Below are 18,470 nucleotides of genomic sequence, written 5' to 3'. Positions count from 1 at the left end.
CGGGTCGTACCCTAGCCGGGCACCTTCGGTGCAACGAACCGCTTCGATGCCTGCTCGTAGCTGTGCGCGAGCGCGAGGAGGCGTGCATCGCTCCCCGGCAGTCCGACGAACGAGAGGTTGCCTCCCGGCATGCCGTCGCTGCCGAGGCCGCTCGGCACCGAGACTTCGGGGAGGCCGAGCCAGTTGCCGTAGCCGAGCGTGGTGCGGATGTCGGGCCAGTTGTCGACGGCGCGGGGCGCCGGGAACGGCATCGTGGGGTAGACCATCGCCTCGATCCGCTGCTGCCGGAACGACTCGGCCAGTTGCGCCGTCACCTCAGCGCGCGACCGGGCAAACGACACCCCCGCCGGGTCGCTCTCGTACGGTTGCACCATCAGCTTCGCCATCGCCTCCCATTCCTTCGGGAGCACGTCATAGAACTTCTGGAAGGCCGCCAGGCCCCTCTGCACGTCCCGCTCCGCGTGGGCACTTCCCTGCCGCTGGAAATAGCGGAGGAGGGCGTTGGCGGTGGCGGCGGGGGAGTTTGGGTCCGGGCGGACGTCCTTGCGGGAGGTGGCACTCGCCGCGAACAGTTGCCGAACCGTGGCGCGGGTGACCACCGGGGCGAACGGCTCGACGATGGCACCAGCGCTCTTGAGATCAGCGATGGACCGATCGAAGAGTGCCACGGATTCGGGAGACATCTGGTCGCGCGGGACGTGGAACTCCACCAAGCCGAGGCGGGCCCCCCGCAGCGCGTGATCGTCAAGTGACGTGAGGGAGCCGCGGCGCCATGGCGAGGTGAGGGCGAGGCCGTCTGAGGCGTCGGGGCCGGCGATCGCGTCGAGCATCAGCGCGGCATCTGCGACGAAGCGAGAGAGCGGGCCGTGGGTGTCGAGGTAGGGCCAGGTCGGAATCACGCCACTGCGTGGGACGAGGCCGAAGGTCGGTTTCACCCCGACGACGCCGGTGAACTGTGCCGGGATGCGATTGGAGCCCCCGTCGTCGGTGCCCAAGGCGGCGAAGGCGATGCCGCAGGCGACGGAGACGGCGGAGCCGGCGCTGGAGCCTCCGGGGGTCTTGATATCGGCCGAGTCGTACGGATTGATCACCTGGCCAGAGAGCGAGGCGGTGCCGTTGCCGCGGTAGGCGAAATCGTCGGCGGCCGTCTTGCCGAGGAGGACCGCGCCGGCGGCGCGGAGCCGGGCGACCTCCAACGAGTCGTGGCGTACCGGCTCAGGAAAGAGCTCCGCCCAGGCGGCACTCGAGGCAGTGGTCGGGAGGCCGGCCATGTCATAGATCGACTTCGCGAAGAGCGGGACGCCGTCGAGCGGACCACGCAGGGCGCCGCGTCGGGCGCGTTGGTCGGAGGCTGCGGCCTCGGCGAGGGCGCGGTCACTGAGCAGGTCGGTCGAATGGAGCCGGCGATTCCAGGCGTAGCTATGGTCGATCGCCTGGCGGGTCACCGTGAGCGCGGTCCATTCCCCACGGGCGCGGCCGGTCTGGAACTGGAGGATGGTCCCGGCGAGCGGATCGGGGGGCAGCACGGGCCAGCGGAGGAGCGGCGCGGCGAAGAGGGCGCCGAGGGTCTCGAGGGCTTCGCGGCGTGTCAGGGGCATGGGGAAGTTTACAGCGATTTCGGGGGCGAGGGGGGTGGCGGGTTGCAGTCGGGGGAATCGGGGTAGCTTCAATCAGGCGGGCGAATCGACGGTCACATCCGGGAGGCGACATGTCGTTTGGCGACGAGGGCACCTTGGCGGCGGTCAAGCGGGATATCCGCAACTTCATGACGGCGCAGGAGGCGTATCGCCAGAAATGGGGCGACTACGCGACGGATGCGGCGACGCTCGATCGGTTGGGACTGCTGACGCTGACGCCAGGCCACATCGTGAAATGTACCGGGACTCCCACCGGGTATTCGGTCACGGTGAGCAACGACGCCATTCTCGATGGGCCGCGGCGCTGCTCCGTGTACATCGGCGATGCCGCGCGGGCGGCGGGCAAGCAGGAGGGACGGTTGGAGAGTCACGAATGATCCGCCTGCTCCGGGGGCGGTGGGCACTCCTTGCATGGCTCAGCGTCGTGGCCTGCACATCGGGCGAGCAGCCGCCGGCGGTGATCGACACGCTCCCGTCGGGGCAGATCACGGTCACCAACCACGCCCCTTCAGGGTGGGCGGACACCAACGGCTGGAAGATCGTCAAGGTCTCGGAGCGAACGTTCAAGTTCGGTGAGCTCGGCGCGATGGAGCGGCCCAACTCCCCGGCGCTGTTCGCCGACGGCGGAGTGGTCGTCGTCAATCAACGCCCCGTCTTCATATCACGATTCTCCCCGACGCTTGAGCCCCTTGGACAGTTCTCGCGCGAGGGCGAGGGGCCTGGCGAGTTCCGCGGTCCCGAACTGTTCGTGGCCCGCGACTCCATCTACGTCGTCGACAACCAGCGTTCGGTCCTCGCCGCATTCGACAGAAACGGGATACTGGGCCGGGAGACGTTGCTCCCCTGTTGCGTCAACGACATGCCCGTCGTCGACACCGCGGGCCGATTCGCGATCGGCGGGCCCTTCACCAACCCCCGGACGGCCATTCGGTGGTGGTCGCTGGATGGCAGCCGCTTTGTCGATTCCGTCACGCTGCCGCCGGGCCCGGAGCCAATTGTCATCGCGCCGTGCAGCTTCCAACTCCCGTATCAGGCCGAACGGATGGCAGCGGCCGGTCCGAATGGCCTAACCTGGTGGGGCGTGAGCGACGCCGACCGGTTCGTGTTGACGCGACGTGGGTCAGACACGATTCTGGTCACCACCAGCGATCGGCCGAGGGTGCCAGTGACCGACGCGAATCTGGCGTACATCTTCGATGACACCACCTTCTTCGCGAAGCAGTGCGGCGCCGCGCTGACCACGCGACGCGGGGATGTCCCCAAGCTGCGGCCCGCGTTCAGCGACCTGCACGTGGATTCGCAGGGCACGCTGTGGGTGCAGCGCCCGAAATCGACCTTCGATGTGTACGCGCCGGATGGGCGCTGGCTGGGAGTGGTCGCGAATCCGATCTCCGGGAACGAGAACTGGTATTGGCGCGGCGACCGCATCGCCTCCGTCGAGACGCGTGACGATGGTGCGTTCGTGCTCAGGGTGTATCGGGTGGAGCGGCGCTGAGCCCCGCCCCCCGGTCACCACGCCACACCGGGAGGGTGGAGCTCATTCGCCGTGGCGGCTTCGCAGCTCGCCCATCACCGTTCATATGGCTAGCGGAGGGAATCCCCACTCGTCGCCGGCCCTTCTGGGCCCCCCCCCCCCCCCCCCCCCCCCCCCCCCCCCCCCCCCCCCCCCCCCCCCCCCCCCCCCCCCCCCCCCCCCCCCCCCCCCCCCCCCCCCCCCCCCCCCCCCCCCCCCCCCCCCCCCCCCCCCCCCCCCCCCCCCCCCCCCCCTCCCGCATCGTGGCCCGCCCTGGCCGCCGTGACCGCACTGACCGCCGCGCTCCTCGCCGGCTGCTCGTCGACCGTGCCGGCACCGACACCCGCCCCTGCCCCAGCCCCTGCCGCTTCGGCGTCGAGCCGCACTGCCACGGCCACCACCGAGCGGCTGCCAGCGTGCAGTGGCCCAGTCGTAGATGGCAGGGTCTTCACCTCTGATGAGATCGATCTTCCGCCAGCCTATCGCGATGGACCGGCGGTCCAATACCCGGCCGCCCTTCGGCAAGCGGGCGTCAAGGGCAGAGTCACGCTCGCCTACATCATCAACGGCGATGGCTCTGTGGACAGCACCAGCGTGACCGTGATCTCCTCGACCAACCCGGCGTTCGAGGAGCCCTCACGGAGGGTGGCGGCGGCGACCCGCTTCTGGCCCGGCTGCCTCAGAGGGCAGCCGGTGCGCACCCGCGTCACGCAGGGGATCATGTTCGACGTCAGGCGCGACGGAGGCGGCGCGCCGTGAAGATCGCGCTCGCGGGCCTCCTTCTCCTCGCGGGCTGCGGCACGACCTCCATCGATGCCACTGGTGCCCTCGTCGGAAGCTGGGGTGGCCCCAATCGCAAGGTGACCGCCTCGACCTCCGAGGTGTTCGTTTCCCTCCCGTGTATGCGCATCAGACTCGAGGGCCCGATTCAGGTGGCATCGGATGGATCGTTCGCGGCGATCGGGACCGTAGACGCAACCTCCTGGCTAGGTGGTGTCGGCACGCCGGCACGCGCTTCGGGGGTGGTCGTCGGTAACCGGTTGATTCTCGGCATCGAATGGCAGAACGCCCAAGGGCAATGGCCATCGGCCCCGAGCGTCTCCACTCTCATCCGCGGACAGGAGGTCACATGGCCGGACGGCCGTACCTGCCTCGCCTGATGGTGAGGGCCATCCTCCTCGCGCTTGTTCCGCTACCAACCGCGGCGCAAGGTGTCGCCACCTTCGATGCGCTGGTGCGGCAAGTGGTGCTCACGCGGACAGGTGGCTACGGCCACCCCACCGGCATCAGTTATCAGGCCGCCGACTCCACGACAATGCGCCTGCTCGGCAGCAACGATTCGCTACGCGTCACACCGCCAAAGTCATCATCCCCCATCGATTGCCCCAGCGTCACCAGCGCCCCGGGGCGGTGGACCGGCGGGTACCTGATTACGGTCTCTGACACGAGCACGCCAGAGGACGGCGTCCGACGCCTCACGGTCGAACTGTCGTGCACCAGTCACGTGGTTATCCGGAATGAAATGCCGACCAGGTTTTGGGAGCTCGGTGTCTGGGACGTCATCCACGATGCGACCGGGTGGCGCGTCTTGCGGCAGATCACGCGGCGGATGACGTGAGCGACGGGAACGAGGCCGCCAAGGTCCAGCGCATCGCCGCCTTCTCCGACGGCAACCAGGGTGGCAATCCCGCCGGCGTCTGGATCGGCGACGCCTTCCCCTCTGACGCCGAGATGCAACGCACGGCGCATGAGGTCGGCTTCTCGGAGACGTCGTTCGCGGTCCCGACGGCAACCGGCTTCCGCGTCCGGTACTTTGCCCCGGCCTCCGAGGTCCCCTTCTGCGGCCACGCGACGATTGCGCTCGGGGCAGCGCTCGCGCTCGCGCACGGCGACGGCACCTTCGCACTCGAGTTGAACGACGCCAGGATCACGGTCGAAGGGCGGCGCGACGGGACCGTGGTAATGGCGGCGCTGCAGTCGCCGCCGACTCGCAGTGCTCCGGTCTCGCCACTGCTGACGTCGGAAGTGCTCGGGATGTTCGGGTACACGGCGCAGGACCTTGACTCGCGCATCCCTCCGGCGATTGCGCACGGGGGCGCGGACCATCTCGTGGTCATCTTGAAGTCGCGAGCGCTCCTCGCCGCGATGCGGTACGACCAGGAGGCCGGTCGAGCGCTGATGCAACGCGAGGGGCTCGTCACCATCCTTTTCGGCTGGGCCGAGTCGGCGCAGCGCTTCCATACGCGGAATCCCTTTGCGTCGGGCGGCGTCTACGAAGACCCGGCCACCGGCGCCGCGACGGCGGCGTTCGCCGGCTACTTGCGCGACATCGGCTGGCCGCACGGCGGCGTGATCGACATCGTGCAGGGCGAGGATATGGGGATGCGGTCGCTTCTCCGGGCGGAGATCCCGGATGTCCCGGGCAGTTCGATTCGCGTTTCGGGAACGGCGCGGGTGATGGAGAGGTAGGACATCCTCGTTAGCGAATCGTCATCCTTGCGCCACGCCCCCGCCATCTCCAAGCCTGACATTGAGTGCACTACCCCCTTCGCCTCGGAGTGCCCTCATGCGCCTCGTTCAACTCCTTCCGCTCCTCGGGCTCCTGTCAGGCTGTCGCTCGGCCGAACCGCCACCACAACAACCGGCGGAGCGCATCGCGGCGGCCACGCAGCTCACCGAGATGCCACAGCTGGAGCGTCGAGCTTTCACGCTCGCAGAAGCGGATCTTGCTGACGACGAGTATGGCCCGCTCGCAATCAGCGGAGAGGGAGTCGTCGTGTTCCGCGCGTCGGCGAGTGATGCGCCGATGTTCAGGATCGTCGATTCCACTGGCCGTCGACTGCATGCGTTCGGCCGACAGGGTGATGGACCGGGCGAGTTTCGTAGCCCGCTCTTCATGCAGCCGCGCGACACGAGCATCTGGATCTGGGACGCGCGCCGAATGGTTTCCCTGCTGTACTCGTTCCGAGGGGATCCCCTCGGTGAGTCACTGGCCCCCGTCGTTCGGTGGCCGGCAGCGTGGGCCGGAGACTCCGTGGATCTCTGGGTCCCCCCAGGACCCGGTACGCAGGCGGCCCCGGCGGTCCTGCGAACTGCCGTGCGCGGCGGCCCCGACCGGACCCTGATCCCCGCGACCGACTCGGGGCTCAGACACATCGTGGCGGCCTGGCTCGGCCAACGCCTTGACCTCCTGCCCTACGCGCTCGGCCCTGATCGCATCTACATCGGCGACTCCTACAACTTCCGGATCTACAGCTACGATGGTAGCGGCAAACCGCTGGCCGTCTTCGGCAGGCAGCTACCGCCTCACCACCGCGGCCCCCGCGAGGCCGCGGAGTATCGCGCGAGCCTCACGCGCGGGCTGCAGCCGTACGTCGGACCGGATGGCAAAGCCGTGCGGCAGCCTGGCATCAGCGCACGCCTCGACACCCTCGATCGCGAGGTTACGCCGCACTTCTTCCGCGCCCCGCTCCATGTCGACGACGTTGGGCGACTTTGGGTGATCGGGACGCTGAACGATTCAACGACGGTCGACGTCTTCGCCGATACCACCTTTCTCGGGCGCACCGTCCTCCCCTGCTATCTCAACCGCAGGGGAATGCCGGCCTCTGTCACTAGCAAGTGGTTGTTGCTGGAGTGCACCCTGCCTGAGTCGTCGGACCGGCCGACCGAGTTGCAACTCTATCGTGTCAAGGAGATCCAAAGGCCATGACCGGGACGCGATGCTCTCTTCGCACTGGCCTGAGCCTGATGGCACTCACCGCCTGCGGTGGCGGCACCCAACCCATCGTCCCGTTCGCAACCCGTGACAGCGCCGGCGTGGAGATTGTCGAGTCCGGTAGTGCTCTCTGGGACAGTACTCCAGGATGGACCGTCGACTCGACTCCCACACTGACGATCGGCAAGGCCGAAGGGGACGACCCTTACCTCCTGTCGCATGTCGTAGATGCCTTCCGTCGGGACGATGGATCGATCGTCGTCCTGGACGGCTCCAGCCACCAGCTCCGCGCATTCGATTCGACCGGCACATTTCTGGTCGCACGGGGCCGACGAGGCAACGGACCGGGCGAGTTTCGCTATATCGAATACGCGTCCCGCTGCGGCCGTGACGCGATCTGGGTGCAGAGTGGTCAGCGCATCTCCGTCTGGGGGACCGACCTCGCCTATCGACGGGAATTCACGTTCGCCGACAACATGATGTGGCCCCTGCTCTGCCTCGACGGGACAGGTCTGGTGGTCAAGGAGGACATCCGGCGGATCGGTGAAGACCCGAGCGACGTGATCTACGACACCTCGCTCCAACTTCGCGTCCTGGATTCGCTCGGTGGTGCGCGCCGAGATCTCCTCACGATGCGATTGCGCTCCTACATCAACATCAGCGCTCCGAAGGGTGGCATCGGCTTTCCCCACCCGTTCGGCAGCCAGACCCAGCTCGGACAGGATGGCGACCAGCTGGTCGTCGGCGAACCTCACGAACTCTCCTTCCGCCGCTACTCGGACGACGGCCGACTGCGTCGGATCGTGAGAGGGCCGCTCGAGTCGTTCGAGTTGACGTCGGCGATGCGAAACAGCTACACCTCCGCCACGCTCACCGACCGCGAGTCAATCGAGATCCGGACGGCCCTGGCCACGAAAGACTACCCGATGCCACAGCGCTTCCCCGCCTACACGGCCCTGGAGGTCGACCGCGACGGCAACACCTGGGTGCGACGCTTCGAGATCCCGGATATTCCAGCGCGTCGCTGGGGCGTCTTCCGGCAGGATGGCCGATTCCTCGGACACGTCACCCTCCCCGCTGGAGTCCAAGTACTGGAGATCGGTTCCGACTATCTCCTCGGCCTCGGCAAGGGTCCAATGGACGAAGAGCAGGCGCAGCTGTACCGTATCAGGAAGTAGCGACCTTCGTCCCATCACTCCATCGAGGCTGCCATGACCACCCGACACTCGCTGATGCTCGTCGCCGCCATCTCGCTCGTGCCCACGCTCGCCACCGCACAGTCGACCCGTGTCGGCGTCTCCGGTGGGCTCAACTTTGTGGGCGGCGGCGCGAGTCGGATCGGGGTCGACGTCGAGGGCACCACGGTCACTGGCGCAGACCGACAGGGGGAATACGTCTCCGCGTTCCTCGAGCGCCATGGCGATGCCGGTCCACTCGGCATGCGGCTCGAAGCGTTCTACAGCCGGCTCACGTCGGGACGGCAGACTTGGTCACCCAAGGGCCGCCCCGCCCTACGCGACGAGACCTTCGGCGCCGTGGCCACCCTCGTCTACTCGCTGCGCGCTGGAAGCGACCTGACGCCGTATACCCTCCTCGGCGCGGGCCTCTACGCGACCTCCCTCGGCACCAACCCCGACCCCTCCGCATCCACCGTGAGTCAAACGGCACGTGGTATGGGGTTGGGCATGCACGTGGGCGCAGGCCTCGAGTGGCAACTCCACCGCACGCACTCTTTGCGGAATGGCGCTTTCAGCAGGCACTGCACCAAACGCGCGGAGGAGCCTTCATGCCGTTCGTGCTCGGGGTGAAGTTCTAGGGCCCAGCAGAATCGTCGGCCCGAGCGGTCGCTGACACTTTCCGAGCCCCGGGGACGTCTTGTTCTGGAACGCCAGCAGCCCCCAATCAATTCGGCTTTGATCGAGCCCTCAGCGTGGGCGTCTCGGAGCCAAAAACGCGGAGCCTCCCATGGGTGACGACCTCTTTTTCGCGCTCCTTTTCGTGGCAATCTCCGTCACCATGAACCTCGTCCTCGCCATCGCCTGGTTCCGCTCCACCCGTCGTGCCAGTCGCTTCGAGAAGCGGCTCTTCGCGGCCCCGCCAACCTTTGACCGCCGGGTGGAGCATCTCGAGTCGGTCCTCGACTCCGTCGCCGGCCAGGTCGACCGCCTCGCCAACGGACAGGAGTTCCTCAGTCGCATCATGGGGGGAGCGGAGCACCCGCGGAGCGGAGCGCCCGCAGGTCGAGACCCCCCATTAACATCCACGACCCCGTGGCGGGAGGACGTCCTCCCGCCTTCATCGTGAGCGTAGGGACGACCCTACATCGTCGCTGGAGTCGTCGAGATGGCATGGATCGCCCTGTTTGTCGCTGGACTGCTGGAGATCGGTTGGGCTGTGGGCCTCAAGTACACCGAAGGCTTCACCAAGCTCTGGCCAACGGTCGGCACCGCCGCTGCGCTCGTGGCGAGCATGGGGTTGCTCGCCTTCGCGATGCGCACCCTGCCGCTCGGGACGTCGTACGCCGTCTGGACCGGTATCGGCACCGTCGGCACGGCGATCCTCGGCATTGTCCTCTTCCGCGAGCCAGCCACGGCGATTCGCATCACCTGCATCGCCATGATCGTCGCCGGCATCGTCGGACTCAAGCTGGCATCGGCGCCAACACCGAACAGTTGACCCCTCGTTTCCGACTTCGCCAGGAAGACGCCATGCACGCCAATACCATCACCCCGATCCTCAACGTCTCCATCATCCAGGAGAGCTTCGCGTGGTTTGCAAGGCTCGGTTGGACGAAGGGGTGGGAGTCGTGACGGCGCGCGCACCACTCCGGGTCACCCGATATCCGACGGCGCAGGACTTCCTGAGTGACGTCGGTCCATTCCTCATGGCCGATGAGGCCGAGAATGCGTTGATGATCGGCGTGGCAGAAGCACTAGTCGGCCAGGATTCCCCGGTCTACTTCGCGGCGGTGCATCTGGACGGCGCACCGGTGCTGGCCGCTTTCAGCAATCATCCCGAGAAGCTCGGCCTCACGCAGACGGGCGAGACGTTGGCCGTGACGGCGCTCGTCGACGACGTGCTCGCGGCGTGCCCTCACATCACACGCATTGGCGGCCCCGAACCAACCGTGGCGCATTTCGTGGCAACGTTCGTTGCGCACACGGGACGTCGCGTCACCGACCGGATGGGGACACGCATCCATCGGCTCGATGAATTGCGGCCACCGGCACGCATCCCGCCCGGGAGGCTGCGCGTGGCGGTCGAGGCCGACTTGCCGACGCTCGTGCCGTGGGTCGAGGACTTCCTGGTGCACATTGGCGACCAGGGTGAGGCGCGACAGATCGCCGAGGTGCGGGTGCGTGGCGGGCAGGTCTTCGTGTGGGAGGATGAGGCGCCGGTCTCGATGGCCGCCTGGACGGGCAAGACACCGAACGGCGTACGTGTGAACCTCGTCTACACGCCCCCGGCCTTGCGCGGTCGGGGCCTGGCCTCGGCCACGGTGGCCGCATTGACCCAGTCTCTGCTGGACCAGGGAAACCACTTCTGCTGCCTGTACACCGACGTCACCAACCCGATCTCGAACGCGATCTACGCGAAGCTCGGGTATCAGCCGGTGTCTGAGGCAGCGTTGTACACGATCTTCCGCCCGGGGGGGGGTGCCATCGTGAGCGACCGCCTTTCCTCGGCGCGGGCGCCCTTCATGGGGCATGCGGTCAACCGCTACGCTCGGCGTGATCATCGTTCGCGCTGCCGGCCCGCGGACACCACGCCCCCGATTGCGGTGCCGCCCTACTGTCGCCCGCCCAGACCGCGCTGACCAGTAGGACTCTCGGCCCCGTCGACAGCCGCTGCGCCTTGCGGGCTCGCGCGACAAGCCGATTTGAACCGCCCCCTGATTGTCGTCGGCGGGCTCGGCAAACTCGGCTTCTTCGGCCTGACCCGGCGGGCGGGTGGGGGCCCCACCGCCTACAGCGGCCCCGCGGTGCGACCTTCCTCCTCGGCCGCTGGCGCCTCGCTGAACGCCACCCCCGACCTCATCCTCGCCGGCATCTTCCTCCTGTGGGCGCGCGCACCTCGTCCATGAGCGCGATACTCGCCCCGGTTCTCGCCGCCATTCTGCTTATCCTGGCGCTGATCCACCTGTACTGGATGGTGCGCGGCGTCGGGGCCAGTGCGGCCGTGCCGAGCCACCCCGACGGGACGCCGGTTTTTCGACCAGGACGCGTCGCCTCCTTCATCGTCGCCGCGGCGCTCCTTCTGGCCGCGACGATCGTGCTGGGCCAGGCACAGCTGCTCCGGCTCGACCTGCCACCCGGGTTGCTTCGACTCGGCACCTGGGGGTTGGCCGCAGCCTTCGCGGCGCGCGCTGTCGGTGACTTCCGCTTTGTCGGGCTCTTCAAGCGGGTCCAAGGAACGCGGTTCGCCCGCTGGGACAGCCTCCTCTTCACCCCGTTGTGCCTGGTAATTGCCCTTTCGGCCGCGATTGTGGCCACGAGCGCGGAGTAGTCCTCCCCTCCGCGGGTGGTGCTGGATCACTATGCGCCACCAGTGAAGCATTCGGCCCGCCAGGCCAAGCGCAACCTTCCGCCCCCTCCGAGCATCAACTTTTCCGGTGCGCACCCCGTACGGGTGGCGACACCTCTCTCGCGCGGCAGTTGCCCGTGAGTTGATTCCCCTGCCTGGAGCCATCTGATGATTCGTGCCCGAACCCTGCTCGCCCTGCTTGTGGGCCTGCCCTTGGCGGTGAGCGGCCAGTCCGGCGCAGTGCGCTATGACCAGTCGACCCGTATCGACATCAAGCTCCCCCCCGAATTGGCCCGGAACCCCGAGGTCATGGCCAACATGGGGAACATCCCCAAGTCCTCGACTCGGCCGATGCAGCTGCGCTTCACCCCGCAGGCCGCCCTCTTCGGGCCGGCGCCGGTGAGCGCCGCTCCGGGCGCTCCGGGCGCCGCCGGGATGGCCACCAGAGGCGACGTCATCATGATGGGCGGCTCGGCCGGTGGCGGTGGCGCCGCTCGTGAGGTCATGGTCATGGACGCCTCCGCGATGTCTGGGAGCTTCGCCTTCTTCGGCGGTGGCGGTGGTGGGATGGACGCGGTCACGGGTGCCTTCACCGACCTGGAGAGCGGCAGCTACGTCGAGCTGCGGTCCCTCTTGGGCCGGACCTTCCGGATCACGGATAGCCGCCCCGCCATCGGCTGGAAGCTCACCGGCGAGTCCGCCCAGTTCCTCGGCTACCCCGTCTTCCAGGCAATCGCCAAGCAGGACACCACCTCGATCGAGGCGTGGTTCACGCCGGACATCCCGGTCTCCGCCGGTCCCGCCCAGTACGGTGGCCTGCCCGGCTTGATTCTCACGCTCGCGATCGATTCGAATCGTGTCGTCTTCACCGCCACCGCCGTGGACCTCAAGACACCCGTCGAGAAGATCTCGGCGCCCTCCGAGGGCAGCAAGGTGACCCGCGCGGAGTACGACAAGCTCCTGGCCGACAAGCAGGCCGAGATGATGAAGGGCCGCCGTGGACGGGGGAACTAGGATGGCCTTCGTGTCGCGTCGCCTTCGGGCCGTCGCCGTCGTGGCGGCCGCCCTCATCGGATTGGCCGCATCGGCCAGCTCCGCCGCCGCCCAGCAGTTCAACGTCCGCGGGGTCGTCGTTGACTCCGCCAAGAAGCCGGTGTCTGGTGCGATGGTCGTGGCCCTGACCCGGAAGGACTCGGTCATCGCCGCGTTCGCCACCTCGGGAGGCTCCGGTGGCTATGTCCTGTCGCGCCTCGCGCCCGGCAACTACATCCTCCAGGTCACCCAGATCGGCTCGAAGCCGTATCGCCGCGACTTCACCCTCGGTGCCGCCGCCTTCACGGCCGACACCGTGATGATGATGGGCGCCGGTCCAATCAAGCTCAATGACCTCGTGGTCAACGCCGAACACATTCCGATCGTGAACAAGCCGGACACCCTCGAGTTCAACGCTGCGGCGTTCAAGACGCGGGTCAATGCCACGACGGAGGAGCTACTCAAGCGGTTGCCCGGCGTGACGGTCGATGCCGACGGCACCATCACCGCGCAGGGCAAGACGGTGCAGCAGGTGCTGGTTGACGGCAAGGAATTCTTCGGCAACGACCCGAAGATGGCGACCCGCAACCTTCCCGCTGCCGCCGTTGACAAGGTGCAGGTCCTGCAGAAGAAGTCCGATGCCGCCGAGTTCTCGGGCATCGATGACGGCAACGAGCGGACGACGGTCAACCTCGGTGCTCAAGCCGAACGCGCGGGTGGGCTACTTCGGCCGTGCCGTCGCAGGCGCCGGGCCGAAGCCGAAGACCGACGCATCATTCGCGGGCCCGAAGGGTGACGACGCCCGCTACACCGGGGCGCTCAACCTCAACCGCTTCTCGCCGGTGACCCAGCTCTCGCTGGTGAGCAACCGCAACAACGTCGGGCAGTCTGGCTTCTCGTTCGGCCCCGAGGCGGTCATGATGGGCCGCGGCAGCGGCGGCGCCGGCGGCTTGGGCAGCGGCTTCAGCGAGACGATGGCGATCGGCCTCAACGGGAGCCGCCAGTTCGCCAAGAACAGCTGGCTGCGCGGCAGCTACTTCCTGAGCACCAGCGACAACCGGCAGCAGGCATTCACCGATGACCAGCTCCTGCAGGGCGCCGCGGTCTCGGCGAACCGGCACGAGACGGCGACCACGCAGGCGGAGAACACCTCCCACCGCCTCAACATGAACGCCCAGCATGCCTTCAACGACTGGAACCAGCTCCGCTTCCGCGGCAACTTCAACGCGGGTACGAGCAACTCGGACAACCTCTCGGCCCAGGAGACGCGCTTTCCCAACGGATCGCTCCAGAACAGTGCCACCTCGCGCGTCGCGACCGATGGCGACAACCTGAGCGGCGACGGGCGGTTCACCTTCTCCAAGCGCTTCAATCAGGCCGGCCGGTCGCTCGTGGCCGAGGCGTGGGGTGAGCTCTCCTCGCCGGAACAGCGCTCGAATCTGGCGTCGACCACCACCCTCGTGGGCGCGCCGGGAGGCACCACGATCCGCGACCTGCTGCAGACGCAGCGCCGCGACAGCCGGACCGCGACCACGGGCCAGCGCCTGGGGCTTACGGAGCCGCTCGGCAAGGGCCGGTCGCTGGAGCTCTTCGGCCAGCATCGGGCCATCTCGGAGGACCAGACCTACGACGTGAACGACCTCGTGAACGGCACCCCGGTGCCGAACACCGACCTGAGCCGCGCCTTCGAGCGGACCTACAGCTATCTCCAGGGCGGCACGCGCTTCAGCAAGAGCAGCCAGGCCCTTCGCTGGGTGCTGGGGCTCGAGGTGCAGAACTCGGATCTGCAGGGGAAGATCATTGGCCGCAATGAGTCGATCGACAACGGCTTCACGAACGTGTTGCCGTCGGCCAACCTGCGCTACCAGTTCAACCAGGGCAGCAACGTCAGCGTGAACTACCGGACGTCGACGCGGGACCCGTCGCTCAACGAACTGCAGCCGTTCGTCGACAATACGGACCCGCTGCGGACCTATGCCGGCAATCCGAACCTGACGCCGCAGTACCAGCACAGCCTTTCGGCCGACTTCCGGCGCTTCGACCAGTTCACCTTCCGGAACGTCTACGCGTACGCGAACGTCGGGTACAATCGCAACCAGATTGTCCAGTCCCGCGTGATCGATGCGCAGGGCCGCCAGACGGTCATGCCGGTCAACCTCGGCGACGGCTGGAACGGCAACGCCGGCGTGAACCTCGGCTCGCCGATCCGGTCGCTGGGCGCACAGGTTGACGTTGACTACAGCTACAATCGGTCGGTCGGCCAGGAACTCGTCAACGCGGTCACCAACGAGAGCCGCAACTCGTCGCACAACATCGGCCTTCGCCTGCAGAACCGGTCGAAGGAGGTCTTCGACCTCAACGCCGGCGCACGGTGGGGCTTCAACAAGGTCGCCTACTCCATCAACAGCGCCCTGAACCAGAGCTACCTGACCAGCACCTATTACGGCGACGGCACCTGGTTCCTCAGCAAGACGTTGTCGGCGAACGTCAGCGGGAACTACCAGGTCTACGACCAGGACCTCTTCGGACCGCGGGACAACATCTTCATGCTCGGCGGTTCCATCGGCGTGCAGATGCTCGACAACCGGGCCGAGTTCGGCTCTATGGCGTCGACCTGCTGAACGAGAACAACGGGATCTCGATCTCGAGCACGAGCAGCTACATCCGGCAGCGCCAGTCGCCGACGCTCGGTCGCCGGGTGATGGTGCAGTTCAGCTACTCGCTCGGTTCGAACCTCGCCCCGGCGGGTGGTGGCGGCATGCGCGGCCGGTAACGGCACGGCAACAGCGGGCAGGAACGAAACCGCCGTACCGGGACATCCGGTGCGGCGGTTTCGCCGTGTGACCCCCGCCCTTCCCCTGAATGACTAAGGGGACTTGACAGGCCACGTCAACGACGTACGTTCCCCTTATCTCTTCAGGGGACTATCATGGCGGAGCTGGACCTGCTGCACGGCACCCTCGATCTCATCATCCTCAAGGCCCTGATCTGGGGGCCATCACATGGCTACGCCGTGGCGCGCTGGGTGGCGGATACCACCGGGGAGGAGTTGCAGGTGGAGGAGGGCGCCTTGTACACGGCCCTGCACCGCATGGAAAAGCGTGGCTGGATCGCCGCCGAGTGGGGACTGTCCGAAAACAATCGGAAGGCGAAGTTCTACCGCCTCACGCCGGTCGGACGGAAACAGCTGCGCGACAAGGCGGAAATGTGGCAGCGCTACGCCCGTGCGGTTGCCCGCGTCCTGAGCACGGCCTGAGCCCCGGCCATGAGCATCCCTCCACGCTTCCGGCGGCTCTTTCGTATTGACCGCGGCTCCGAGGACGTCCCGACGGCGGTTGCCGACGAATTGCAGTTTCATTTCGACATGACCATCGAGGAGCTCGTAGCGGCGGGGATGTCACGAGGAGGCGACCCGGGACGCACAGGCGCTTCGGGGACGTGGAGCAGACGCGACCGCACCTGCACGGACTCGATCGCGCCCGGGTGACGCTCGAACGACGCGCGCGCTGGTGGAGCGGACTCCGCCAGGACCTGCGGTACGCAGTCCGGGGCCTCCGTCGGTCGCCAGGCTTCACGCTCGGCGTGACGCTTACGCTGGCGCTCGGGATCGGGGCCAACGCGACGATGTTCTCGATCATCGATCCGATTCTCTTCCGGCCCCCCGCGTATCTGCGCCACTCTGATCGGGTGCACCGGCCCTTCGTGGCAACGGTGCAGCAAGGCAGCGAGGCCTTCCAAGGGTCCTTCAGTTATCGCCAGTATCTCGACCTCGCCAGCGACACTCGCTCCTTCGAGCGCTTCGCCGGCTATTGGGCCACGAGCCTCGCCGTCGGCACCGGAGACAACGTCGAGGAGCAACGGATCACCGGCGTCAGTGCGTCCTTCTGGCCGCTGTTCTCGGTCCGGCCCGTACTCGGCCGCTTCTTTGGCGCGGAGGAGGATCGCCTCCCCTTCGGCGAACCGGTCGTCGTCCTGAGCTGGCCCTATTGGCAGATCAGGCTCGGCGGTCGCACGGACGTCCTCGGGCAGCAACTCCGGATCGGGAAGCTGAGCTACACCATCGTTGGCGTGGCGCCGCGTGACTTCCTCGGCTTCGAGCTGCGCCGCTCGATCGGCTTCGTGCCGCTCACCAATCTTGCCTCGAACGTCTTCGAGGACCGCGGAGCGGGTCAGCGCTACTCCGACACCTACAACATGAACTGGTTGCGCCTTGTTGCGGAGCGCAAGGCGGGCATCACGGCCGCCGTGGCCACTGCGGATCTTCAACACGCCGTGGTGCGCTCCCTCGAGCGACGCGCCCTGGAGCAGCCGGGTCGACGACCGCTCTCGGAGATCAAGCCGCGCGCGATGCTCTCCCCCGTGCAGGAGCAGGCCGGCCCCAATCGATCTGCCACGACCCGCGTCGGCACCTGGCTCGTGGGCGTTGCGCTCGTCGTGCTGCTGATTGCCTGTGCGAACGTCGGGAACCTGCTCCTCGCGCGGGCGCTGCGGCGTCGGCGGGAGATCGCGGTTCGACTGGCCTTGGGCGTGACCCGCGGGCGTCTCCTCGCGCAGCTGCTCACCGAAAGCCTCCTGCTCGCCGCACTGGGGGCGGTCGCCGGCCTGTTCGTGGCAACCTGGGGCGCATCGATCGTCCGGGGAGCGCTGGCGCCCGACACCGAGCCGATCGGCATCCTCTCCGACACGCGACTCCTGGTCGTGGCCGGCATCACCATGACGTTCACTGCGATCGTGTGTGGCCTCGCCCCGGCCTTGCTGGTGTTCCGTGCCGATCTCGTGGCGGGGCTGCGCGGAGGCGTCCGAGAAGGCGGTGGACCACGCTCGCGGTTGCGCAGCGGGCTGCTGATCGCGCAGGGGGCCCTGTCCATGCTGCTCCTGGTGGGCGCGGCCCTCTTCGTCAGCTCCCTGCGTGCCGTTCGTGCCGAACCGCTGGGCTACGATCCCGCGCAGATCACCTACGTCGAGCAGAATCTCCGCGGCGTTCCGATGCCGGATGACGAGCGCTACCGGCTGCTCGACCGACTCGTCACTCGTGCAGGGGCACTGCCTGGGGTCGTCGCTGCCACCCGGACCACCAGCGTGCCGTTCTGGACGGACTGGAGCATTGACCTCTTCGTTCCCGGCATCGATTCGGTCGGAAAGCTGGGCGACTTCATCCTGCACTCCGTGAGCAGCGGCTATTTCCGCACCATGGGAACTGCCATCCTCGAGGGTCGTGGGCTTGTCGATGCCGACCGTGCCGGCAGCGAACCGGTCATCGTTGTCAGCCGGTCGATGGCCCACGTCCTCTGGCCCAACCAGCCGGCGCTCGGGAAGTGCGTCAAGCTTCAGGCCGACTCGCTCCCGTGCCACGTCGTCGTCGGGGTCGCGGAGGACATCAAGCGCGGCTCCCTGAGCGCGGACCCCGGGCTGCAGTACTACGTTCCGGCGGCCCAGTACCCGGCGGGCGCCTTCGGCATTCTCGTCCGGACGACGCGGCCTGCGGCGTCGATGGCCGAGTCGATTCGCCGGTCGCTGCAGGCCGAGATGCCCGGCCCCGCGTACCTCACCGCTCAACCGCTCGATCGCCTGATCGCACCCCAGATGGTCCCGTGGGAGCTCGGCGCCACGATGTTCACGTTGTTCGGTGGCTTGGCCCTCCTGGTCGCGAGTGTCGGCCTCTACAGTGTCCTTGCGTACGGCGTGGCTCAACGGCGGCAGGAGCTGGGTGTCCGGATCGCGCTCGGGGCACGCGTCGTTACCGTCCTGCGACTGGTCGTGCGGGATGCGATGCAATTGATGCTGGTGGCCGTGGCGCTCGGGCTATGCGCCGCCCTGGCCGCCGCACGGTGGGTGGCGCCGCTGCTGTTCCACACGTCGCCACGCGACCCCGTGATCCTTGCCGGTGTCGCCGCGATCCTTTTGCTGGTGAGTCTGGCGGCCGCATTTGCCCCGGCCTGGCGCGCGGCGCATGTCGACCCGGCCATCGCGCTCCGCAGCGAGTAGCCCCAAGATGGCATGTCAAACCGCCGCCCCGGGGAGACCTGGGGCGGCGGTTTCGGCGTAC

Annotated in this window: 20 protein-coding genes; 19 read left to right on the top strand and 1 reads right to left on the bottom strand. The window is 67.6% G+C overall.

All coding sequences use genetic code 11. The annotated features are described in order from the left end of the window. Positions 1-11 precede the first annotated feature (11 nt). Positions 12-1,598: an amidase gene (locus IPG05_09860; protein ID MBK6495392.1), complete on the bottom strand. Its 1,587-nt coding sequence runs from the start codon at positions 1,596-1,598 to the stop codon at positions 12-14. A gap of 110 nt (positions 1,599-1,708) precedes the next feature. Between IPG05_09860 and IPG05_09855 the strand changes: the two genes are divergently transcribed. The 19 genes from IPG05_09855 (at position 1,709) to IPG05_09765 (ending at position 18,409) form a co-directional block, all read left to right on the top strand. After that, complete coding sequence (locus IPG05_09855; protein MBK6495391.1) at positions 1,709-2,014, top strand: hypothetical protein; 306 nt, start codon at positions 1,709-1,711, stop codon at positions 2,012-2,014. Next, a complete protein-coding gene (locus IPG05_09850) occupies positions 2,011-3,132 on the top strand; it encodes a hypothetical protein (protein ID MBK6495390.1) in 1,122 nt (373 codons plus the stop codon). The genes IPG05_09855 and IPG05_09850 overlap by 4 nt, the downstream gene beginning before the upstream one ends. A 300-nt stretch (positions 3,133-3,432) precedes the next feature. Beyond that, positions 3,433-3,909, top strand: a complete 477-nt coding sequence (locus tag IPG05_09845; GenBank protein ID MBK6495389.1) for a TonB family protein — start codon at positions 3,433-3,435, stop codon at positions 3,907-3,909. Further along, a complete protein-coding gene (locus tag IPG05_09840; GenBank protein MBK6495388.1) occupies positions 3,906-4,310 on the top strand; it encodes a hypothetical protein in 405 nt (134 codons plus the stop codon). The genes IPG05_09845 and IPG05_09840 overlap by 4 nt, the downstream gene beginning before the upstream one ends. Next, positions 4,280-4,768, top strand: coding sequence for a hypothetical protein (locus IPG05_09835; protein MBK6495387.1), 489 nt, complete (start codon positions 4,280-4,282; stop codon positions 4,766-4,768). The genes IPG05_09840 and IPG05_09835 overlap by 31 nt, the downstream gene beginning before the upstream one ends. After that, the gene (locus tag IPG05_09830) at positions 4,765-5,619 is read left to right on the top strand and encodes a PhzF family phenazine biosynthesis protein (protein MBK6495386.1); all 855 of its coding nucleotides are present in this window, start codon (positions 4,765-4,767) and stop codon (positions 5,617-5,619) included. Before IPG05_09835 ends, IPG05_09830 begins: the two co-directional genes overlap by 4 nt. A 97-nt stretch (positions 5,620-5,716) precedes the next feature. Beyond that, entirely contained in the window at positions 5,717-6,862 is a 1,146-nt protein-coding gene (locus IPG05_09825) for a hypothetical protein (GenBank protein MBK6495385.1), read from the top strand. A 38-nt stretch (positions 6,863-6,900) separates the two neighbouring features. Next, positions 6,901-8,046, top strand: coding sequence for a hypothetical protein (locus IPG05_09820; protein MBK6495384.1), 1,146 nt, complete (start codon positions 6,901-6,903; stop codon positions 8,044-8,046). A gap of 33 nt (positions 8,047-8,079) precedes the next feature. Beyond that, positions 8,080-8,676, top strand: a complete 597-nt coding sequence (locus tag IPG05_09815; protein MBK6495383.1) for a hypothetical protein — start codon at positions 8,080-8,082, stop codon at positions 8,674-8,676. Between the two features lie 157 nt (positions 8,677-8,833). After that, complete coding sequence (locus IPG05_09810) at positions 8,834-9,172, top strand: hypothetical protein (GenBank protein MBK6495382.1); 339 nt, start codon at positions 8,834-8,836, stop codon at positions 9,170-9,172. Positions 9,173-9,211: 39 nt separating this feature from the next. Continuing rightward, positions 9,212-9,544, top strand: coding sequence for a quaternary ammonium compound efflux SMR transporter SugE (gene sugE / locus IPG05_09805; protein ID MBK6495381.1), 333 nt, complete (start codon positions 9,212-9,214; stop codon positions 9,542-9,544). Positions 9,545-9,635: 91 nt separating this feature from the next. After that, positions 9,636-10,685: a GNAT family N-acetyltransferase gene (locus IPG05_09800; protein MBK6495380.1), complete on the top strand. Its 1,050-nt coding sequence runs from the start codon at positions 9,636-9,638 to the stop codon at positions 10,683-10,685. A gap of 63 nt (positions 10,686-10,748) precedes the next feature. Then, on the top strand, positions 10,749-10,952 hold the full coding sequence (locus IPG05_09795) for a hypothetical protein (protein ID MBK6495379.1): 204 nt from the start codon (positions 10,749-10,751) through the stop codon (positions 10,950-10,952). Continuing rightward, the gene (locus tag IPG05_09790; protein ID MBK6495378.1) at positions 10,949-11,374 is read left to right on the top strand and encodes a DUF3995 domain-containing protein; all 426 of its coding nucleotides are present in this window, start codon (positions 10,949-10,951) and stop codon (positions 11,372-11,374) included. The genes IPG05_09795 and IPG05_09790 overlap by 4 nt, the downstream gene beginning before the upstream one ends. A gap of 186 nt (positions 11,375-11,560) precedes the next feature. Further along, positions 11,561-12,406: a GLPGLI family protein gene (locus tag IPG05_09785; protein MBK6495377.1), complete on the top strand. Its 846-nt coding sequence runs from the start codon at positions 11,561-11,563 to the stop codon at positions 12,404-12,406. 10 nt (positions 12,407-12,416) lie between these two features. After that, positions 12,417-13,220: a TonB-dependent receptor gene (locus IPG05_09780; protein ID MBK6495376.1), complete on the top strand. Its 804-nt coding sequence runs from the start codon at positions 12,417-12,419 to the stop codon at positions 13,218-13,220. Continuing rightward, positions 13,120-15,045, top strand: coding sequence for a TonB-dependent receptor (locus IPG05_09775; protein MBK6495375.1), 1,926 nt, complete (start codon positions 13,120-13,122; stop codon positions 15,043-15,045). The genes IPG05_09780 and IPG05_09775 overlap by 101 nt, the downstream gene beginning before the upstream one ends. A gap of 308 nt (positions 15,046-15,353) precedes the next feature. Further along, the gene (locus IPG05_09770; protein MBK6495374.1) at positions 15,354-15,680 is read left to right on the top strand and encodes a PadR family transcriptional regulator; all 327 of its coding nucleotides are present in this window, start codon (positions 15,354-15,356) and stop codon (positions 15,678-15,680) included. Positions 15,681-15,862: 182 nt separating this feature from the next. After that, positions 15,863-18,409 (top strand): ABC transporter permease, encoded by a 2,547-nt coding sequence (locus tag IPG05_09765; protein MBK6495373.1) that lies wholly within the window; start codon positions 15,863-15,865, stop codon positions 18,407-18,409. The last annotated feature ends 61 nt before the right edge of the window (positions 18,410-18,470 follow it).

Source organism: Gemmatimonadota bacterium (genome assembly GCA_016704275.1).
In the GTDB taxonomy this organism is placed as follows: Bacteria; Gemmatimonadota; Gemmatimonadetes; order Gemmatimonadales; family GWC2-71-9; genus Palsa-1233.
This window is presented reverse-complemented; position numbering and strand designations above follow the sequence as displayed.

What these genes read in the sequence shown, in the direction of transcription:
- IPG05_09860 (MBK6495392.1), bottom strand. Translation starts at nt 1,598, where the DNA reads ATGCCCCTGACACGCCGCGAAGCCCTCGAGACCCTCGGCGCCCTCTTC.
- IPG05_09855 (MBK6495391.1), top strand. Translation starts at nt 1,709, where the DNA reads ATGTCGTTTGGCGACGAGGGCACCTTGGCGGCGGTCAAGCGGGATATC.
- IPG05_09850 (MBK6495390.1), top strand. Translation starts at nt 2,011, where the DNA reads ATGATCCGCCTGCTCCGGGGGCGGTGGGCACTCCTTGCATGGCTCAGC.
- IPG05_09835 (MBK6495387.1), top strand. Translation starts at nt 4,280, where the DNA reads ATGGCCGGACGGCCGTACCTGCCTCGCCTGATGGTGAGGGCCATCCTC.
- IPG05_09825 (MBK6495385.1), top strand. Translation starts at nt 5,717, where the DNA reads ATGCGCCTCGTTCAACTCCTTCCGCTCCTCGGGCTCCTGTCAGGCTGT.
- IPG05_09820 (MBK6495384.1), top strand. Translation starts at nt 6,901, where the DNA reads ATGGCACTCACCGCCTGCGGTGGCGGCACCCAACCCATCGTCCCGTTC.
- IPG05_09815 (MBK6495383.1), top strand. Translation starts at nt 8,080, where the DNA reads ATGACCACCCGACACTCGCTGATGCTCGTCGCCGCCATCTCGCTCGTG.
- IPG05_09810 (MBK6495382.1), top strand. Translation starts at nt 8,834, where the DNA reads ATGGGTGACGACCTCTTTTTCGCGCTCCTTTTCGTGGCAATCTCCGTC.
- sugE (MBK6495381.1), top strand. Translation starts at nt 9,212, where the DNA reads ATGGCATGGATCGCCCTGTTTGTCGCTGGACTGCTGGAGATCGGTTGG.
- IPG05_09790 (MBK6495378.1), top strand. Translation starts at nt 10,949, where the DNA reads ATGAGCGCGATACTCGCCCCGGTTCTCGCCGCCATTCTGCTTATCCTG.
- IPG05_09785 (MBK6495377.1), top strand. Translation starts at nt 11,561, where the DNA reads ATGATTCGTGCCCGAACCCTGCTCGCCCTGCTTGTGGGCCTGCCCTTG.
- IPG05_09770 (MBK6495374.1), top strand. Translation starts at nt 15,354, where the DNA reads ATGGCGGAGCTGGACCTGCTGCACGGCACCCTCGATCTCATCATCCTC.